Source organism: Stenotrophomonas sp. 1L-E-5-B-C3, assembly GCF_057292075.1.
Window position 1 is genome coordinate 22726 of record NZ_JBXAWS010000023.1, and the last position, 13849, is coordinate 36574.

The following is a 13849-nucleotide window of genomic DNA, read 5'->3' on the forward strand; positions in this document are numbered from 1 at the left end:
TGCGCGGCCCCTGCCTGGCCCACGGATGGCTCACGCCATCCGCATCGCGTCCCGCTGCACCTGCTGCGCGCTTTCCACATCCTGCGCCTGCCGCTGCGCCAGCGCATCCAGCTGCCGGTAGCTATGCTCGACCGGCGCCTGCACGGCCTGTTCGGCGGAGATGGCCACCCGCAGGTGGGCCGGATCATCCAGCGCGCCCTGCACCAGGAACAGGTTCTGCCCCGCACCCCCAGGGCCGTTGGCCTTGCCGAGCATCACGTGGTCCACCTGGCTGAGGTTGTTCTCCTTGGCCAGCACCGCCAGGCGCGCGGTCACGCCATCAGGGTTGTTGCCCAGCACCAGGCCGTGCTCGGCCTGCAGGCTGGCCACCTGGCCGCGGATCTGCTGGTACACAGGGTCGTTGGCGTGATCGGGGCGGTTGGCGGCCAGCTGCGTTTCGCGGCCATCGCGCTCCAGCGGCTCGTTCATCACCACCTTGGGCGTTTCAAGGCGGGTGCGGTAACTGTCCTCGGGGTGGAAGTGCGTGGCCTTCTCCGCGCGCTCCAGGCGCACGGCACGGGCGTCGTCCAGCGAGGCGATGATCCTCGGGTTGTGCTCACGCAGTGGGATGCTGCCTGGCACCTGCAGGTACCAGGCCTGCTCCTTTTCCGAATACATGTGGTACGAACTGCGCGAGCCGATGACATTGGGATCGCTGCTGGGCAGTGCCTCAGCCATGAGCGAGCCTTCGTACAGGCCCAGCCGGCCGACATAGCCGGTGGCGCTCCAGAAGGGCATGGCCAGGTACGCGCTGCCCAGCGTGTTGGCCGCGCGCTGGGTACCACCGACGTCGTTGTTGAGCATCTCCTTCCAGACTTCCTCGGCCTTGCCCTCTCCGCGTTCCTTGCGGGTGGCTTCCAGCAGCACACGCGGGGTCCAGCAGTTGGGGTCGAGGTGGTGGCGCTTGAAGGCTTCATCGTGCGCCTGCTGCACATCGCGGCCGGGCAGATTCAGGGCCAGATCGGGGCGCTTGGCCTCCATCCAGTGCTCGCGGCGTTCCAGGTCGCGGTGCAGCAGGGTCTGGCCGAAGGCCTCCCATTCGCGCTCGGTCAGGTTGCGGTTCTGCAGGGCCGGGTTGCGGTCGTGCTGGTCACGGGCCTGCGACTGCGCGTAGGCGTTGGCTACCTGGCCCGGCAGGTTGTCGTTGCGCACCACGCCCAGGGCCAGCAGACCGTAGCCATCGGAATGTTCCTTGTGCGCCAGGTAGCTCCAGTAGCGCTCGCGGTTTCCGCTGTCTGCGTATTCCCTGAGGATCTCCAGATCCTTGCGGGTCAATTCACCCATGTGTCGTTCCTCCTGAACCCTGGTCGGTTACCGCAGCTTGTAGCGGGCCAGCAGGACGCGCGTGGCGTCCTCCACGGCCTTCCAGTCCTTGAGCAGCACGCGCGGGTAGATCGCGCGCACCGACAGCCCATCCTGCGGGTCGGTGAAGGTATGCGTGCAGGTGGCCACCGGCACATCGGGGTCATCCACCAGCGTGGTGCCCTGCACGGTCAGCCCCTCGCGCCCATCCTGCGGCGGATTGCAGGTGATGAAGGTGGCCAGCGCGCCCTGTGTGTCGCGGGCGATGTACCACTCCTGGTCGGTTTCGGGCGTGCGCACCGGCGGCGTGCCGCGCTGCGCGGCATACGCCTCGGAAAACCGCGTCATGCGGGCTTCGTCGATGGCGTACGGGGTGAGCCCGAAGTGCGGCGTACCGGCGTTGCGCAGGTCCAGCCGGCGGCGCGGGTCGTCACGGTTGATCGAGCCGTCCTCGGTGGTCGCTTCGGTACTGGTCTTGCGCGGCAGCAGCTCGGCGATGGGGAGGGCGTCGATGTAATCCAGCGACAGGCTGATGGCGCGGTGGTGGTCGGACATGCTGCGCGAGGCGCGCGTGCCCGGCGGTGCCGCCTGCAGGTCGGGCCACAGGAGGGTGAGGCCGATGCCGCCGCCCACCGCCGGACCCATCTGGTCGTCGTACAGGTTGGCGGGGAAGGCGTAGCGGTGTGGGCCCAGCGTGGCTTCCACGGGGGCGGTGGTGTAGGTGTAGCCGTCCACGGTGTGGGACTGTGCGGTGTCGGTCATGGGGGTCTCCCGGTGCTCCGGTTCCTTGGAGGGGGCCTTGCTGCAGGCCGTGCTGCTTGCCAAGGCGATGGCCAGGGCCAACCAGCGGCCCGGCGGTGGCAGGTTCATGCGGCCGTTCCTTGAGGTGTACGAGGCACTATAGGACAGGTTCTGCGGCGTATTCCACAGAGCCGGTCACGCTCCATATCTGCATCCGGTGCCTCAGCGTTCGCTGGTTCACACATTCAGCATGCCTCCACTACGGGCTCCGTGCTTCTCCACCTGCCCGCCATCCCACCTATGCCATCATCCGCTCAGGACCGCAGCACCCATCAAGGCTGAACAGGCATGGAGCAGGCAACACGCTACACGGCAACGCTGTACCTGGCCGCCCCCGGTACCCCACTTAAGAGTGGGGGCATCTCACCGCGCGGCCACATGTACCTGCAGGTAGCCGCGGGCGGCGAGGCCCACAGTTACGGCTTCGCACCGCCGCGCCAGGCGCCGGGCGAAACCCGCACCGACGTGCAGTACGCGCAGGTGCGCCACGACGATGCCGACGAGCATCTGGACCCGTATTACAGCCGCACCCTGGAAATCACCGAGGAGCATTACGGCTGCCTGCGTGATTTCGCCGAGGAACCGGCCGAGTTCGAATTCGATGTTGATCGCCCGGCCACCATCAACCGTTGCAGCGATTTCGTCTGGGCGGCGCTGCACTACGCCGGCCTGCATCCGCTGCCGGCGCCGCTGGACGGCGGCAGCAATCTGGGCGAGTTCGCGGTGTTGTTCAACCTGCCGGAAATCCAGTGCATTGCCGCGCCGTTCCCGGGCAGCGATCTGAATGCCGAAACCCACCATGCGATGCCCGAGCGCGAGGCCGAACACCATCGCCAGGGCGACCGCGCCAGCGATGAGCCGCCGCCGACGCCGATTGAAGTGGCCGGCACGCTGCTGGACCCCTCGCATCCGGACCATCGCCTGTTCGCGCAGCTGATTCAGAAAGTAGCCGAGCTGGACGCCGCGCATGGCCGCCCGTTCGATGCGGCCAGCCAGCGCATCAGTGCCAGCCTGCTGGTGCTGGCCAAGCAGAACAATCTTTCGCGGGTGGACCACGTGCTGCTCAGCCAGCCGACCAAAAGCAGCCATGCCGCCGAGAGCATCTTCATCGTGCAGGGCGATCGCAACGACCCGGGGCACCGCCGCGCCAGCATCGCCACCGAGGTGGCGGCCAAGACCGATGTGGCCGATTCGCTGCGCTTGAAAGAGCAGTAATCCGCGCGCCTGCCATACGCGCACAGACGCACGCCACGCCCCCCACCTGCTACCATTCCCCCGCTACCCAGCCAGCCCACCCCGCGCAGACAGATGCAGGTCGGGCCGTCGTAGAACGGCCCAGCGAGCCAGGACACCCTCCCGTGCCCATTCAAGGACGCTCGCATGTTCCGTAATCCTCTCTTCCGCTCGGCCGCCCTGGCCGTTGCCGTTTCGCTCAGCCTCGGCGTGCCCTCCGCGTTCGCCGACAACGCCCCCACCGCCAGTGCCACCGCCGCCGTGCAGCGCCAGGCTGTGGCCAAGGGGCTGTACGAGCTGGCCTACAGCCCGAAGCAGAATACCGTCTTCGTGGCCTCGTCCGGTGGCTTCGGCGATGACGCCGGCCCGGCCCAGGTGCTGCGCCTGAACCCGACCACGCTGGCCGTGGAAACCCGCATCCCGCTGGAGCGCAAGGCGTTCGGCGTGGTGCTGGATGACACCCAAAACCGCCTGTACGTGGGCAACACCGTGGACCTGTCGGTGACGGTGGTCGACACCGCGCAGAACAAGGCCGTCGGCACCATCCAGCTGATGGAGAAGAAGACCGGCAAGGATGGCAAGGCCGCCTACACCCACGACCTGCGCGAGCTGGTGGTCGACAGCGCCGCCAACCGCCTGTACGTGACCGGCCACAGCAGCCAGCCGGACGTGAGCAGCGTGCTGTTCGTGATCGATACCACCACGCTGAAGGTGGTCAACACCATCGACGGCCTGGGCTATGCGAAGGCGCCGGGCCTGGCGCTGGATGCGGCCAACAAGCGCGTCTACACCAGCAACCTGCTGGCCGACCTGGTGGTGGTGGGCACCGATTCGAACAAGGTGGTGGCACAGCACAAGATCGCCGCCGAGCAGCCGATGAACATCGCTCTGGATCCGGCAGGCAAGCGCCTGTTCGTGACCGACCAGGGCTCGGAATTCCTGCGTGGCTACCAGACCAAGAGCAGCGGCCTGGTCAGCAAGCATCCGGGCCAGCGCGTGCTGGTGCTCGATCGCAGCACCGGCAAGGAACTGGCCAGCATCCCGACCGATGCCGGTCCGCTGGGCATCCTGCTGGATGCACCGCGCAAGCGCCTGTACGTGACCAACCGCGAAGCGGGCACGGTGACCGCCTACAACAGTGACAGCTACCAGAAGGTGGCCACCTACACCGTGCCGACCCACCCGAACAGCCTGGCGCTGGATGCGAAGAACAACGTGTTGTTCGTGAGCATCAAGAACGGCGAGAAGGACGACAAGGGCGCTGACGAGAGCGTGGCGCGGATTCAGCTGTAATGCGATGACGCCGGGCCACGCCCGCCGACGTGCCGCGTGAAGAAGGCAGGGTGCAGACCCTGCCTTTTTCTTTGCCCGGTTGCAGTGCCGGAGGCCGCCCGCTAGGGTTGAAGCCCATGGCAGGGAGCCAAAGGGTCTGAATCATGATGGGTATCCATCGCTGGCTGCGTGCCGGCCTGATCTTCACGCTGGCGGGCGCACTCGGCGCCTGCAACAGCCGCATACCGGATGCGCCAGAGCCGCTGGATCTGGTCAAGCCAATCATCGTTGCCGAGCCCGGTCAGGCGGTGCGGTTCGAGTTCGAGACGAATGCCCGCAACTTCCACCCGGGTCGCACCTATGCGCTCGAGTTGGAAGTTGAGCATCAGGGGCCGGAGGACACCCGCGAGCCCAGCATCGCCACAATGCAGATCCCCTTTGAGGTGTCCCTGCAGCGGTTGACCGCAGGTACTTGGCAGGACGTTGCGACCTACGACAGCTACCAGGCAATGGCTCGCAACGCGGGGGAAGCGCTTCCAGAATGGCATGCATCCAGCGAATGGCGGTATACGTCGCCGCACATGGGGAGTGACGGCCAGTACACGCTGAGCTTGGTTGCTCTGCCAATGGAAATTAACTCCCGCTACCGCGTGGACGTGCGTACGGTGCAGAGGACCGCGGCACTGCAGGATTACTCGGCCCGTTTGCGGATCCATGCCGCCCGTCCCGCCGGAAAGTAATCAATCGCTTGGTTGTGGCGCCCTTGTTCGCTCGCCAGGGTAGAAACTTCATGGCAGGGAGCCAAAGGGTCTGAATCATGCTGGGTATCCATCGCTGGTTGCTTGCCGGCCTGATCTTCACGCTGGCGGGCGCACTCGGCGCCTGCAACAGCCGCATACCGGATGCGCCAGAGCCACTGGATCGGGTCAAGCCGATCGACGTTGCCGAACCCGGCCAGGAGGTGCGGTTCGAATTCGAGACGAATGCCCGCAACTTCCATCCGGGTCGACCCTATGTGCTGGATCTTGAGGTGCAGCGACACGGACCCGCGCCTGACAGTGAGCCTGACATGGACAGTCTTCATGTTCCCTTCCAGCTTTACCTGCAGCGCTGGGTCGCAGGTGCCTGGCAGGACGTCGCAACCTCTGATGTCCATCAAGCAACGACGAGCAATCTGGGTGAGCCGCTGCCCGAATGGCATGCATCGGCAGGCTGGCGCTACGCGCAGCAGGTATCGATGGACGCCAGCCGATATAGGTTGAGCATCGTCACCCTACCGATGGAAATGGGTGCCCGCTACCGACTGGAAGTGCGCACGGTGCAGCCCACCGCCGCGCTCCAGCATTACCCGGCTCAGCTGCGGGTCCATGCCGACCCTCTCTCTGGAAAATAGCCGCTGTCACACCTCTGATGGGAACTGAAGGATTCTTCTTATGGACAAGCCACGTTACGCCGTCGAGATCATCATCGCCGCCCCCGGTACGCCGTTGATAGACAAGAAGACCGGTAGCCAGGAAGTTATTGATGGGGTGCCGCAGACTTCCGGGCCAGGCCACATGTTCTACGTGCTTCGTGCGCCCGGTCAGCAGCCTCAGAGCTATGGGTTTGCACCCATAGAACACGGAAGCGTGAACGGCCAAGGCAAGGTCATGAATGATGATGCGACGATCTACAAGGACCCCCATTACAGCCGCACTCTCGAAATCAGCGAGGAGCAGTACAGGAAGCTTGAAGCGTTCGGCACGTACCCAAGTAAGTACGGCTTCGATCTGCAATACAAGGACGTGCGGCACAACTGCGTGGACTTCACCTGGGAAGCGCTTAACCATGCAGGCATCGAGCGGAAAAGAAGCATCGACGTGAACGCGCTGGGAGGCGGTATTGGCCAATTGCTTCCCGATGTCCGTATTCCCTTGGAGAGCAAGGGCGCAGGCAAGGATGGATTCCGACCGCTGCGCAACATCCATGGTGTGGACAGCATTGATCCGCCGTTTCCGGACAGCGAGCTCAATCAGAAGAAAACCAATCCCTTGCCCGCGCGCAGCTTCCAGCAACGCATCCTGAGCGACGCTGAGGGCGTGGGCGAACGAAGCGGTGATCATCTCGCCAGGCACGGCAACGATTTGCTGCTCTCGCAGATCCACCAGGGCGTGGCCCTGCTCGATGCAGAGCGGGGCCGCGCCTTCGATGCCACCAGCGAGAACATCAGCGCCAGCCTGTACGCCCTGGCCAAAGCGAACGGCCTGACCCAGGTCGACCACGTGCTGGTGAGCGATCGCACGGCGCAGGCCGATGTGGCGCAGAACATCTTCATCGTGCAGGGCGAGCGCGACGACCCGGCACAGCTGCGCGCCAGCATGCCAACTGCGGTGGCCGCGCAGACACCGGCGGAAACCTCGTTCGAGCGTGCCGAGCAGCTGTCGCAGTCTGCGCAGTCGCGCACGCAGGATGAGCTGCAGCAGCGCCAGGTGCAGGAGCAGTCCGGGCCGCGTATGGCCTAGGGCGGCAAGCGCCACGGCGAGCCGGCATTCTCGCGCTGGGCCGCCAGCAACGCTGGAGGCGGTTCAACCCAGGCGGTGTGCCGGGTTCTGCTGCTGTTCCTGCTCACGGGCCTGCTGTTCGGGCAGCTGCCCCATGGCGGGCTGCTGCGGGGCAATGCCCAGCTTCTGCATCGATTGCTCCACCGGCGTCTGCGCCGCCACAGCGGTCGGCATCATCGCGCGCAGGTGCGCGGGATTGGCCGGGTCGCCCTGCACCACGAAGATGTTGTGCCCAGCTGGATGATTGCCCGTGGCGTTGCTGACCAGCACATGGTCGACCTGCTGCAGGCCCTGTTCGCGGGCGAGAACGGTCAGGCTGGCGGTCAGGCGCTCGCTGGTCTGGTCGAACGGACGGCCATGCTGGGCGTCCAGTGCGGCCACGCCCTGACGGATCTGCTGGTTGAGGCCGTACTCGGGGTGGTTGGGGGTGATGTCTGCCATGGCGATCGAACGGTAGCGGTGGGTCGTGGTGGGCCCGGTCAGTATAGATCCGGCCCGTGAAGCACGCCCGAGGGGTCAATCCGCCGCACGATGGTCGTAGCTGATTACCCGTTCGGCCAACCAGCGCCCGTCTACGCGGCGCCAGACCTGGATGAAGCGGGCCTGGCCTACCCAGCGCTCCACGCCGTCCTTGCCGCGTTCATGGAAGCGGTGGTCGCCGATCTCCAGCGCCCGCTCGTCGTGCAAGGGGAACACCTGCAGCGAAGGTTCCACCAGTTCACGACGCAGGCTCCAGCCGCCCTTGCGCGCATTGCTGCACATGTTGGCCACGCTGCGGCGGAAGTCCTCGCGGCTGCTGGCAGACTTGCCGTCCTTGTCATGGAAGAACTCCATGTCTTCGGTGGTCATCGCGGCGGCCCGGTCGGCATCGCAGGCCTCGAAGGCGACGGCGAACAGCTGGGTGTCGGCCTGGCGGATCTGTTGGCGCAGGTCTTCGGCGGGCGACGGTGCGGCAGCGAGACCGGCGGCGAGCAGGGGCAGGGTGAGCAGCAACATGGCGAAACTCCCGGGGATGGTTCACGCAGGCTCGCATGGCATCTGGGCCGCTGCAGCCGACCTGCGACGAAACGAGCTTTCCGCGGAGCGAATGCCCGCATTGGCGGCCCGACCCAGGCGGCGTCGCCTGTGCAGGCGATGTCATGGCGACCGGCGATTCCATCACGGTCGCGATAGGGGCCCGCCACTAGCCTGAAAGCCTCCCCTTCCACAGGAGCTCCCATGCCTGCTTCCCGCATCCGCCTGCACGTTGAAGACACCGGTGGCGACGGTCGCCCGGTCATCCTGATCCACGGCTGGCCGCTGTCCGCCGATGCCTGGAAGACGCAGGTGTCGATCCTGCGCGATGCCCAGTACCGCGTGATCAGCTACGACCGCCGTGGTTTCGGCCGTTCCGACAAGCCGGCCGAGGGCTATGACTACGACACGCTGGCGGCCGATCTGGCCGGGTTGATCGAGGAGCGTGACCTGCGTGACGTCACCTTGGTCGGCTTCTCGATGGGCGGCGGTGAGGTGGCGCGCTATGTGGCCAATCACGGGCAGGATCGCCTGCACAGCGTGGTGTTTGCTGCTGCGGTGCCGCCGTATCTGCTGCGCAGTGACGACAATCCGGAAGGGCCGCTCACCCAGGAAAAGGCCGATGAAATGCGCAGCGGTCTGGAGAAGGATCGCGAGGCCTTCTTCGATGGCTTCACCCGCGACTTCTTCAGCGCCAATGGCCAGTTGATGGTGACCGAAGAGACGCGTCAGGCGGCGATCGCGCTGTGCCATCAGTCTGATCAGACTGCGGCGCTGGGCTGCATGCATTCCTTCGCCACCACCGACTTCCGCGAAGACCTGAAGAAGACCACCGTGCCCACCCTGATCCTGCACGGCGACAGTGATGCCATCGTGCCCTTCGAGCGCTCTGGCGAACGCACCCATCAGGCGATTGTCGGCAGCGAAGTGGTGATCCTGGACGGTGCGCCGCATGGCTGCAACACCAGCCATGCTGATCACTTCAATCTGGCACTGCTGAACTTCCTACGTTGAGTGACGTGATTCCCATTATCTTTGTGACTGGATCGATAATTCTCATCACATTTGGCTGGAGTTAATGAAGACTGATACGTTCGGGTCGATACCGTTGCCGGTACTCCAGCGAGATGAAAATGGCAACGGAACTAGCTTTCAGCATTGAATTTAACGACACCATCAACGCAGAGCGCGCCTACGAGCTGTACTGGGCGGACGTGATTACGGACAAGCGCGCGTTTCTTTGCCCCGAGCACGAGAGTGGCTGTCCAGCAAAGTACACCTGCGCGAACATGGATACCGAGCAGCTTCAATTGAAGCAGGTGCCCCACTTCCGCAATCAGCACGATAGCGAGCTGCACATGGAGGGCTGCCCCCACGTCGCTGAGCTCGACGTGCGGGGATGTAGCGGAGAAAGCCGTCCCAGCGAAGTGGGACAGCCGGCGCCAGACCGATTTCTTCTGACGCGCCCTGTGGGACATTTCGATGTTCGCCAGGGTACAGCGAGTGAGACTGACTTTGGTGCCGGCGGCCGCAGCGGCAGCGGGGAAGCAAGCGGAACGCGCAGCCGTCGCACCCAGTTCTACTCGCTCGCCGCGCTGGTATCGCGCTGGCTCAAGGCCAGGCAGGACAACATGGATGACACGATGATTGTCAGCGCAGGTACACAGGAACCAATGACCTATCGGGAGCTGTTCGAGAATTTCTTCGAGAAGCGTCCTTACCTTTCTGGGAACACGCGCGTGTACTGGAGTAAGGCATGGATCCGGAAGACAGACGATGGCTTCAAGATCATTTTCTGTGAACCGATCACGGCCCTTGTCGGCGAAATGCTGGCGGAACCTTTGCGTCCCTCTGCGATGGTGTGGAACAGCGTCTTGGCGGCATCGGAGATGAAATCCCTGCATGCCAGGCGTCTTCAGCGCTTCGCGGAAAGCGAAGCACCCTGCGTGGTATTCCTCTATGGGACTCCCGCGCTGCAGGAGAAGCACTCACGGACCTATCTGAACTTCGACGTGAAGAGCTTGGATCTTGTTGATGTGCAGGGTACCGATATCTTTGACAGGATCCGACGTCCCCAAGACTGAGTAGCTTTGGCCCATCAGTAGGACCAAGGGGACGCCAGCCTTGGCGTTCCAATGTCCCGCCGGCCGGATTCGTGATACGTGAGTCTCGCTGGCGGGCAGATGTCCGCAAATTGAGCGCAGTGACTTCAAACCAGCGTCATGATTGCCGCTTCATTCGCGAGATTGTCCTGCGTCCGAATCGAGCCTTGCCACGTTCGGGCAGTAGGATGCCGCATAGGGATTGTGAGCCGTACCGGGAGATCATATGAGTGACGTGGCGATGTTGTTGGATGCTGGGCTTCCCGTAGCTGTCGTCGCGGTGATCAGTGGCGTAGTGCTCGGCGCGAAAGTAGTACAGGCGCTATGCGCGTACCTTCGTCAGGGGCGAAAGGAGTGTCTGGAGCTGTGGGATCGCTCAAAGGTAGATGATGCGTTCTGGCTGGAGTCATATATCAACCATCGATACAACGTGCGTTCTCCCCCGGCGGATCTGGTTCGAGCGTGCCTAGAGGCAGGTAATTCGACAACGATGATGAGGGATCTTGTCATGAACTGGCGATTCTTCCAGGGAAATTCCCTGCCTACATTGCGCTGGCGTGGCGCCAGCAGGAACCACCCGATTCTTCTCTGGGTTGAGCTGGCGATGCTCCCTCTGGTCTATTTTGGTTTCGTTGTTCTGGGCCTATTGGTTATCGACAAAGGGGGGGAGAGGGGGATTGTGGCTGCGGGCCCGTTGATTGCATTGGGTGCACTGAGCTTCTGGTCGTTCCTGACATTGATCGGCGCACGAAGAGCGCTATCTGATCTGAGAAGGCAGGATGAAACAGATGAGCGGGTTTCGTTGTCGCATCCGCCAGCCGACAAGCACAGGGCGCTTGGTTAGGATGGTCCTTTGTTGTCATGGATGAACCGATGGTCTCTGCCGCTTCGCGCTTCTGCCGCATCTGTGGTCCCGGCCCGATCCTGATGGTGCTGCAGGTGGTGGCGCTGCTGTCGATGGCGCTGGCAGCCGGCTTCTTCCACTACCGCGTGGATCTGCTGCTTGAGCCGGTGGATGAAACCTGCGGCGGCCCGGATCCGGTGGCACGCATGCAGGTGGCGGAGCAGTTGATGGCCCGTTCGCTCGCGCTTGAGCCTTGGCAGCCGTTGCATTGGATTCCGCTGGCCGGCGTGACACTGGCCATGCTGGGCGCGATGTCGATCAGTCTCTATAGGCTCGGGCGCCTGCCGGGGAGACTGCGTTTGGCCAACTGGGGAATGATGGCACTGCATGGCGCGATACTGGCATTGGCCAGTTGGGCGCTGCGTCTGTACGACACGGCGTGGACCAGCGTGGCGACGCTGTCTCCTGCGGCGTGCCTGGTGGAACTGGGCGAGCAGGGCAGGTTGCCGCTGGCGCAGGCGCAGCAGGTGGTGTTCGAGATCCTCACCCATGAGCATGCGCCGCTGCTGCGCAACCCCGATGATCTTGCCCTGGTGCTGGTCGCGCTGATGCTGACGGCGATGACTGCGGGATTCATGCTGTGGCGGGCGATCGTGCGGATACGCGAGGCGGAGTTGCCTGCGGCGTAGCTGGCTTGGCTGGGCCAATGGCGTATGGCTGATCGCGCACGTGCCGCCGCAGTGCATTGCCGGCTGAGCACTCTTCCTGCCATGGGCCCGCAATCGCGCTACAGTCCATGCCTCGCCCCTGCAAGGAAGTGCTGATGCGTTGGTTGCTGCGTGCTGTGCCGTTGCTGCTGTGTTCGTTGGCGGTACATGCCGCCGAAGTGGACCGCCGGATTGCGGTGACCATCGACGATCTGCCCTGGGCACGGGTGGATGAGATCGTGCCGCCGGATCTGCAGGCACGCCATGAGGCGCTGATGGCACAACTCCGCCAGGCGGGTGTGCCGGTGGTGGGCTTCGTCAACGAGAACAAACTCGAAATCGACGGGCAGGTGCAGCCGGCGCGGGTGCAGATGCTGCGCGACTGGCTGGACGGCGGCTACGTGCTGGGCAACCACACGTATTCGCACATGGATCTGAATGCCAAGGGCGTGCCTGCGTTCCAGCGGGATTTCCTGCGTGGTGAAACGGTGCTGCGGCCCTTGCTGGCCGAGCGCGGACTGAAGCCGCAATGGATGCGCCATCCCTATCTGCGTGCCGGGCGCACGCCGGAAGAACGCGCGGAGATGGACGTGTTCTTCAAGGCGCACGGCTACCGCGTGGCGCCGGTGACGGTCGACAACAGTGAGTGGGTGTGGGCGTTCGCCTATGCCAATGTTATGAACGAACAGCCTGACTCACCCGAGCGCGAGGCGACGCTGGCACAGCTGCGCAAGGGCTATGTGCCCTACATGCTGAACAAGCTGGACTACTACGAGAAGCAGTCGCAGGCGCTGCTGGGCTATACGCTGCCGCAGGTGTGGTTGATGCACGCGAACGAGCTCAATGCAGCCACGTTCGCCGAACTGGTGGCGGCGACGAAGCGGCGCGGCTATCGCTTCATTTCACTGGACGAGGCGATGCGTGACCCGGCCTATGCGCGTGGTGCCGAGGGCTACAGCGGACGCTATGGCCCGAGCTGGCTGCACCGCTGGGCGATGGCCGAGAAGAAGCCGAAAGACTTCTACGCCGGAGAACCGGTGGTGCCGGCGTGGGTGATGAAGCTGGCCAAGGTGGATTCGGAGTGAGGCTCAGCGCTTGACGGCCAGCACACCGTCCAGCGCCAGTTCGGCCTTGAAGCCGGCCTTTTCCAGGCGCTTGGCTACTTCACGCGGCACGTCGCGGCCGCTGGTCAACTTGTTCGGCGCGCCGGTGTAATGGAACAGGCGTCCGCCCTTGCGGATGACGCGGGCGAGGTGGTCGTAGAACACCTGCGAGTACAGCTCGCCGGCGATGCCGAAGCGCGGCGGGTCGTGCAGGATCGCGTCGACACTGTTGCTGGCCACCTGTTCGATCTGCTGCGAGACGTCCCCGTGGCTGAACCGCAGGCGGCCACCGGCCGCAGCCGATTCCGGATCTGGAGACCACGGGTTGAGCGTGCGCAGCCACATCACATCGGCGTTCTTCTCGAACGAGCGGATCTGGCCGACACCGGCTTCCAGCGCGCAGGCGGCGAAGTAGCCCAGGCCACCGCAGGTATCGAGGATGACCTTGCCGGCCGGGGCAACCAGCTCGACCTTGCGGCGCGCGTCCTCGAACGGTGACAGCTTGGAGGTCGGCAGCATCTTGATGCCGTCGATCTCGAAGGTCGGTGCGCCCCATTCGGTCGGCACCAGCTTGATCAGCGAGCCGCTGTAGCGCGAGATCGGTGCGAAGTCCTCGCCGTCCCAGTAGTACAGCGTGCGGTCCTTCAGCTTGCCCGGCCACGGGTAGGCCTGGCCACGGAAGTGGAAGCCGTCGGCGTTCAGGGCCACGCTGTCCTGGCTCCGGCCCAGGTCGAGCGAGCCCTGCCATTCAGCAGCGCCCTTGTCATGGGCACGGCGCAGGTTGTCAGCGCTGTCGCGGGTCAGCAGGGGGCCGGTGTAATGGGGCACGGCGGGTACCGGGGCGGTTCGGGGGAGGGCATGGTACCGCAGGGCTTGGCAGGGTTACTGAGAT

The 13849-nt window shown here is 64.4% G+C and carries 15 protein-coding genes; 10 read left to right on the forward strand and 5 right to left on the reverse strand.

Annotation, left to right across the window (positions count from 1 at the left end; all coding sequences use genetic code 11):
- Positions 1-30 precede the first annotated feature (30 nt).
- Together AC0Z6F_RS20420 and AC0Z6F_RS20425 are read right to left on the reverse strand one after the other, a co-directional pair.
- Positions 31-1323 carry an XVIPCD domain-containing protein gene (locus AC0Z6F_RS20420; protein ID WP_004139633.1) on the reverse strand — a complete coding sequence of 431 codons (1293 nt, stop codon included), beginning with the start codon at positions 1321-1323 and terminating at the stop codon, positions 31-33.
- Positions 1324-1350: 27 nt separating this feature from the next.
- Complete coding sequence (locus tag AC0Z6F_RS20425; RefSeq protein ID WP_004139637.1) at positions 1351-2211, reverse strand: hypothetical protein; 861 nt, start codon at positions 2209-2211, stop codon at positions 1351-1353.
- A 219-nt stretch (positions 2212-2430) separates the two neighbouring features.
- Between AC0Z6F_RS20425 and AC0Z6F_RS20430 the strand changes: the two genes are divergently transcribed.
- The 5 genes from AC0Z6F_RS20430 to AC0Z6F_RS20450 all read left to right on the forward strand — a co-directional run bounded on the left by AC0Z6F_RS20430 (position 2431) and on the right by AC0Z6F_RS20450 (position 7148).
- Entirely contained in the window at positions 2431-3357 is a 927-nt protein-coding gene (locus AC0Z6F_RS20430) for an XVIPCD domain-containing protein (RefSeq protein WP_012509885.1), read from the forward strand.
- Positions 3358-3522: 165 nt separating this feature from the next.
- Complete coding sequence (locus AC0Z6F_RS20435) at positions 3523-4668, forward strand: YncE family protein (protein WP_485618293.1); 1146 nt, start codon at positions 3523-3525, stop codon at positions 4666-4668.
- Between the two features lie 143 nt (positions 4669-4811).
- Positions 4812-5387: a hypothetical protein gene (locus AC0Z6F_RS20440; protein WP_012509887.1), complete on the forward strand. Its 576-nt coding sequence runs from the start codon at positions 4812-4814 to the stop codon at positions 5385-5387.
- A 77-nt stretch (positions 5388-5464) separates the two neighbouring features.
- Positions 5465-6040, forward strand: coding sequence for a hypothetical protein (locus tag AC0Z6F_RS20445; protein ID WP_012509888.1), 576 nt, complete (start codon positions 5465-5467; stop codon positions 6038-6040).
- A 40-nt stretch (positions 6041-6080) separates the two neighbouring features.
- Entirely contained in the window at positions 6081-7148 is a 1068-nt protein-coding gene (locus tag AC0Z6F_RS20450; RefSeq protein WP_012509889.1) for an XVIPCD domain-containing protein, read from the forward strand.
- Positions 7149-7211: 63 nt separating this feature from the next.
- On the opposite strand, the gene AC0Z6F_RS20455 is transcribed toward AC0Z6F_RS20450, so the two are convergent.
- Together AC0Z6F_RS20455 and AC0Z6F_RS20460 are read right to left on the reverse strand one after the other, a co-directional pair.
- Entirely contained in the window at positions 7212-7628 is a 417-nt protein-coding gene (locus AC0Z6F_RS20455) for an XVIPCD domain-containing protein (RefSeq protein WP_012509890.1), read from the reverse strand.
- A 75-nt stretch (positions 7629-7703) separates the two neighbouring features.
- The gene (locus AC0Z6F_RS20460) at positions 7704-8183 is read right to left on the reverse strand and encodes a nuclear transport factor 2 family protein (RefSeq protein ID WP_012509891.1); all 480 of its coding nucleotides are present in this window, start codon (positions 8181-8183) and stop codon (positions 7704-7706) included.
- A 222-nt stretch (positions 8184-8405) separates the two neighbouring features.
- Between AC0Z6F_RS20460 and AC0Z6F_RS20465 the strand changes: the two genes are divergently transcribed.
- From AC0Z6F_RS20465 to AC0Z6F_RS20485, 5 genes are all read left to right on the forward strand, one after another.
- Positions 8406-9215 carry an alpha/beta fold hydrolase gene (locus AC0Z6F_RS20465; RefSeq protein ID WP_012509892.1) on the forward strand — a complete coding sequence of 270 codons (810 nt, stop codon included), beginning with the start codon at positions 8406-8408 and terminating at the stop codon, positions 9213-9215.
- Positions 9216-9334: 119 nt separating this feature from the next.
- The gene (locus AC0Z6F_RS20470; RefSeq protein WP_012509893.1) at positions 9335-10285 is read left to right on the forward strand and encodes a hypothetical protein; all 951 of its coding nucleotides are present in this window, start codon (positions 9335-9337) and stop codon (positions 10283-10285) included.
- Between the two features lie 244 nt (positions 10286-10529).
- Positions 10530-11147 carry a hypothetical protein gene (locus tag AC0Z6F_RS20475; protein WP_012509894.1) on the forward strand — a complete coding sequence of 206 codons (618 nt, stop codon included), beginning with the start codon at positions 10530-10532 and terminating at the stop codon, positions 11145-11147.
- Positions 11148-11176: 29 nt separating this feature from the next.
- Positions 11177-11836 carry a hypothetical protein gene (locus AC0Z6F_RS20480; RefSeq protein ID WP_012509895.1) on the forward strand — a complete coding sequence of 220 codons (660 nt, stop codon included), beginning with the start codon at positions 11177-11179 and terminating at the stop codon, positions 11834-11836.
- 134 nt (positions 11837-11970) lie between these two features.
- Complete coding sequence (locus AC0Z6F_RS20485) at positions 11971-12939, forward strand: polysaccharide deacetylase family protein (protein ID WP_012509896.1); 969 nt, start codon at positions 11971-11973, stop codon at positions 12937-12939.
- A 3-nt stretch (positions 12940-12942) separates the two neighbouring features.
- Here AC0Z6F_RS20485 and AC0Z6F_RS20490 read toward each other — a convergent pair whose 3' ends face one another.
- A complete protein-coding gene (locus AC0Z6F_RS20490) occupies positions 12943-13785 on the reverse strand; it encodes a class I SAM-dependent methyltransferase (protein ID WP_012509897.1) in 843 nt (280 codons plus the stop codon).
- Between the last annotated feature and the right edge of the window lie 64 nt (positions 13786-13849).

What these genes read in the sequence shown, in the direction of transcription:
- AC0Z6F_RS20420 (WP_004139633.1), bottom strand. Translation starts at nt 1,323, where the DNA reads ATGGGTGAATTGACCCGCAAGGATCTGGAGATCCTCAGGGAATACGCA.
- AC0Z6F_RS20425 (WP_004139637.1), bottom strand. Translation starts at nt 2,211, where the DNA reads ATGAACCTGCCACCGCCGGGCCGCTGGTTGGCCCTGGCCATCGCCTTG.
- AC0Z6F_RS20430 (WP_012509885.1), top strand. Translation starts at nt 2,431, where the DNA reads ATGGAGCAGGCAACACGCTACACGGCAACGCTGTACCTGGCCGCCCCC.
- AC0Z6F_RS20435 (WP_485618293.1), top strand. Translation starts at nt 3,523, where the DNA reads ATGTTCCGTAATCCTCTCTTCCGCTCGGCCGCCCTGGCCGTTGCCGTT.
- AC0Z6F_RS20440 (WP_012509887.1), top strand. Translation starts at nt 4,812, where the DNA reads ATGATGGGTATCCATCGCTGGCTGCGTGCCGGCCTGATCTTCACGCTG.
- AC0Z6F_RS20445 (WP_012509888.1), top strand. Translation starts at nt 5,465, where the DNA reads ATGCTGGGTATCCATCGCTGGTTGCTTGCCGGCCTGATCTTCACGCTG.
- AC0Z6F_RS20450 (WP_012509889.1), top strand. Translation starts at nt 6,081, where the DNA reads ATGGACAAGCCACGTTACGCCGTCGAGATCATCATCGCCGCCCCCGGT.
- AC0Z6F_RS20455 (WP_012509890.1), bottom strand. Translation starts at nt 7,628, where the DNA reads ATGGCAGACATCACCCCCAACCACCCCGAGTACGGCCTCAACCAGCAG.
- AC0Z6F_RS20460 (WP_012509891.1), bottom strand. Translation starts at nt 8,183, where the DNA reads ATGTTGCTGCTCACCCTGCCCCTGCTCGCCGCCGGTCTCGCTGCCGCA.
- AC0Z6F_RS20465 (WP_012509892.1), top strand. Translation starts at nt 8,406, where the DNA reads ATGCCTGCTTCCCGCATCCGCCTGCACGTTGAAGACACCGGTGGCGAC.
- AC0Z6F_RS20470 (WP_012509893.1), top strand. Translation starts at nt 9,335, where the DNA reads ATGGCAACGGAACTAGCTTTCAGCATTGAATTTAACGACACCATCAAC.
- AC0Z6F_RS20475 (WP_012509894.1), top strand. Translation starts at nt 10,530, where the DNA reads ATGAGTGACGTGGCGATGTTGTTGGATGCTGGGCTTCCCGTAGCTGTC.
- AC0Z6F_RS20480 (WP_012509895.1), top strand. Translation starts at nt 11,177, where the DNA reads ATGGTCTCTGCCGCTTCGCGCTTCTGCCGCATCTGTGGTCCCGGCCCG.
- AC0Z6F_RS20485 (WP_012509896.1), top strand. Translation starts at nt 11,971, where the DNA reads ATGCGTTGGTTGCTGCGTGCTGTGCCGTTGCTGCTGTGTTCGTTGGCG.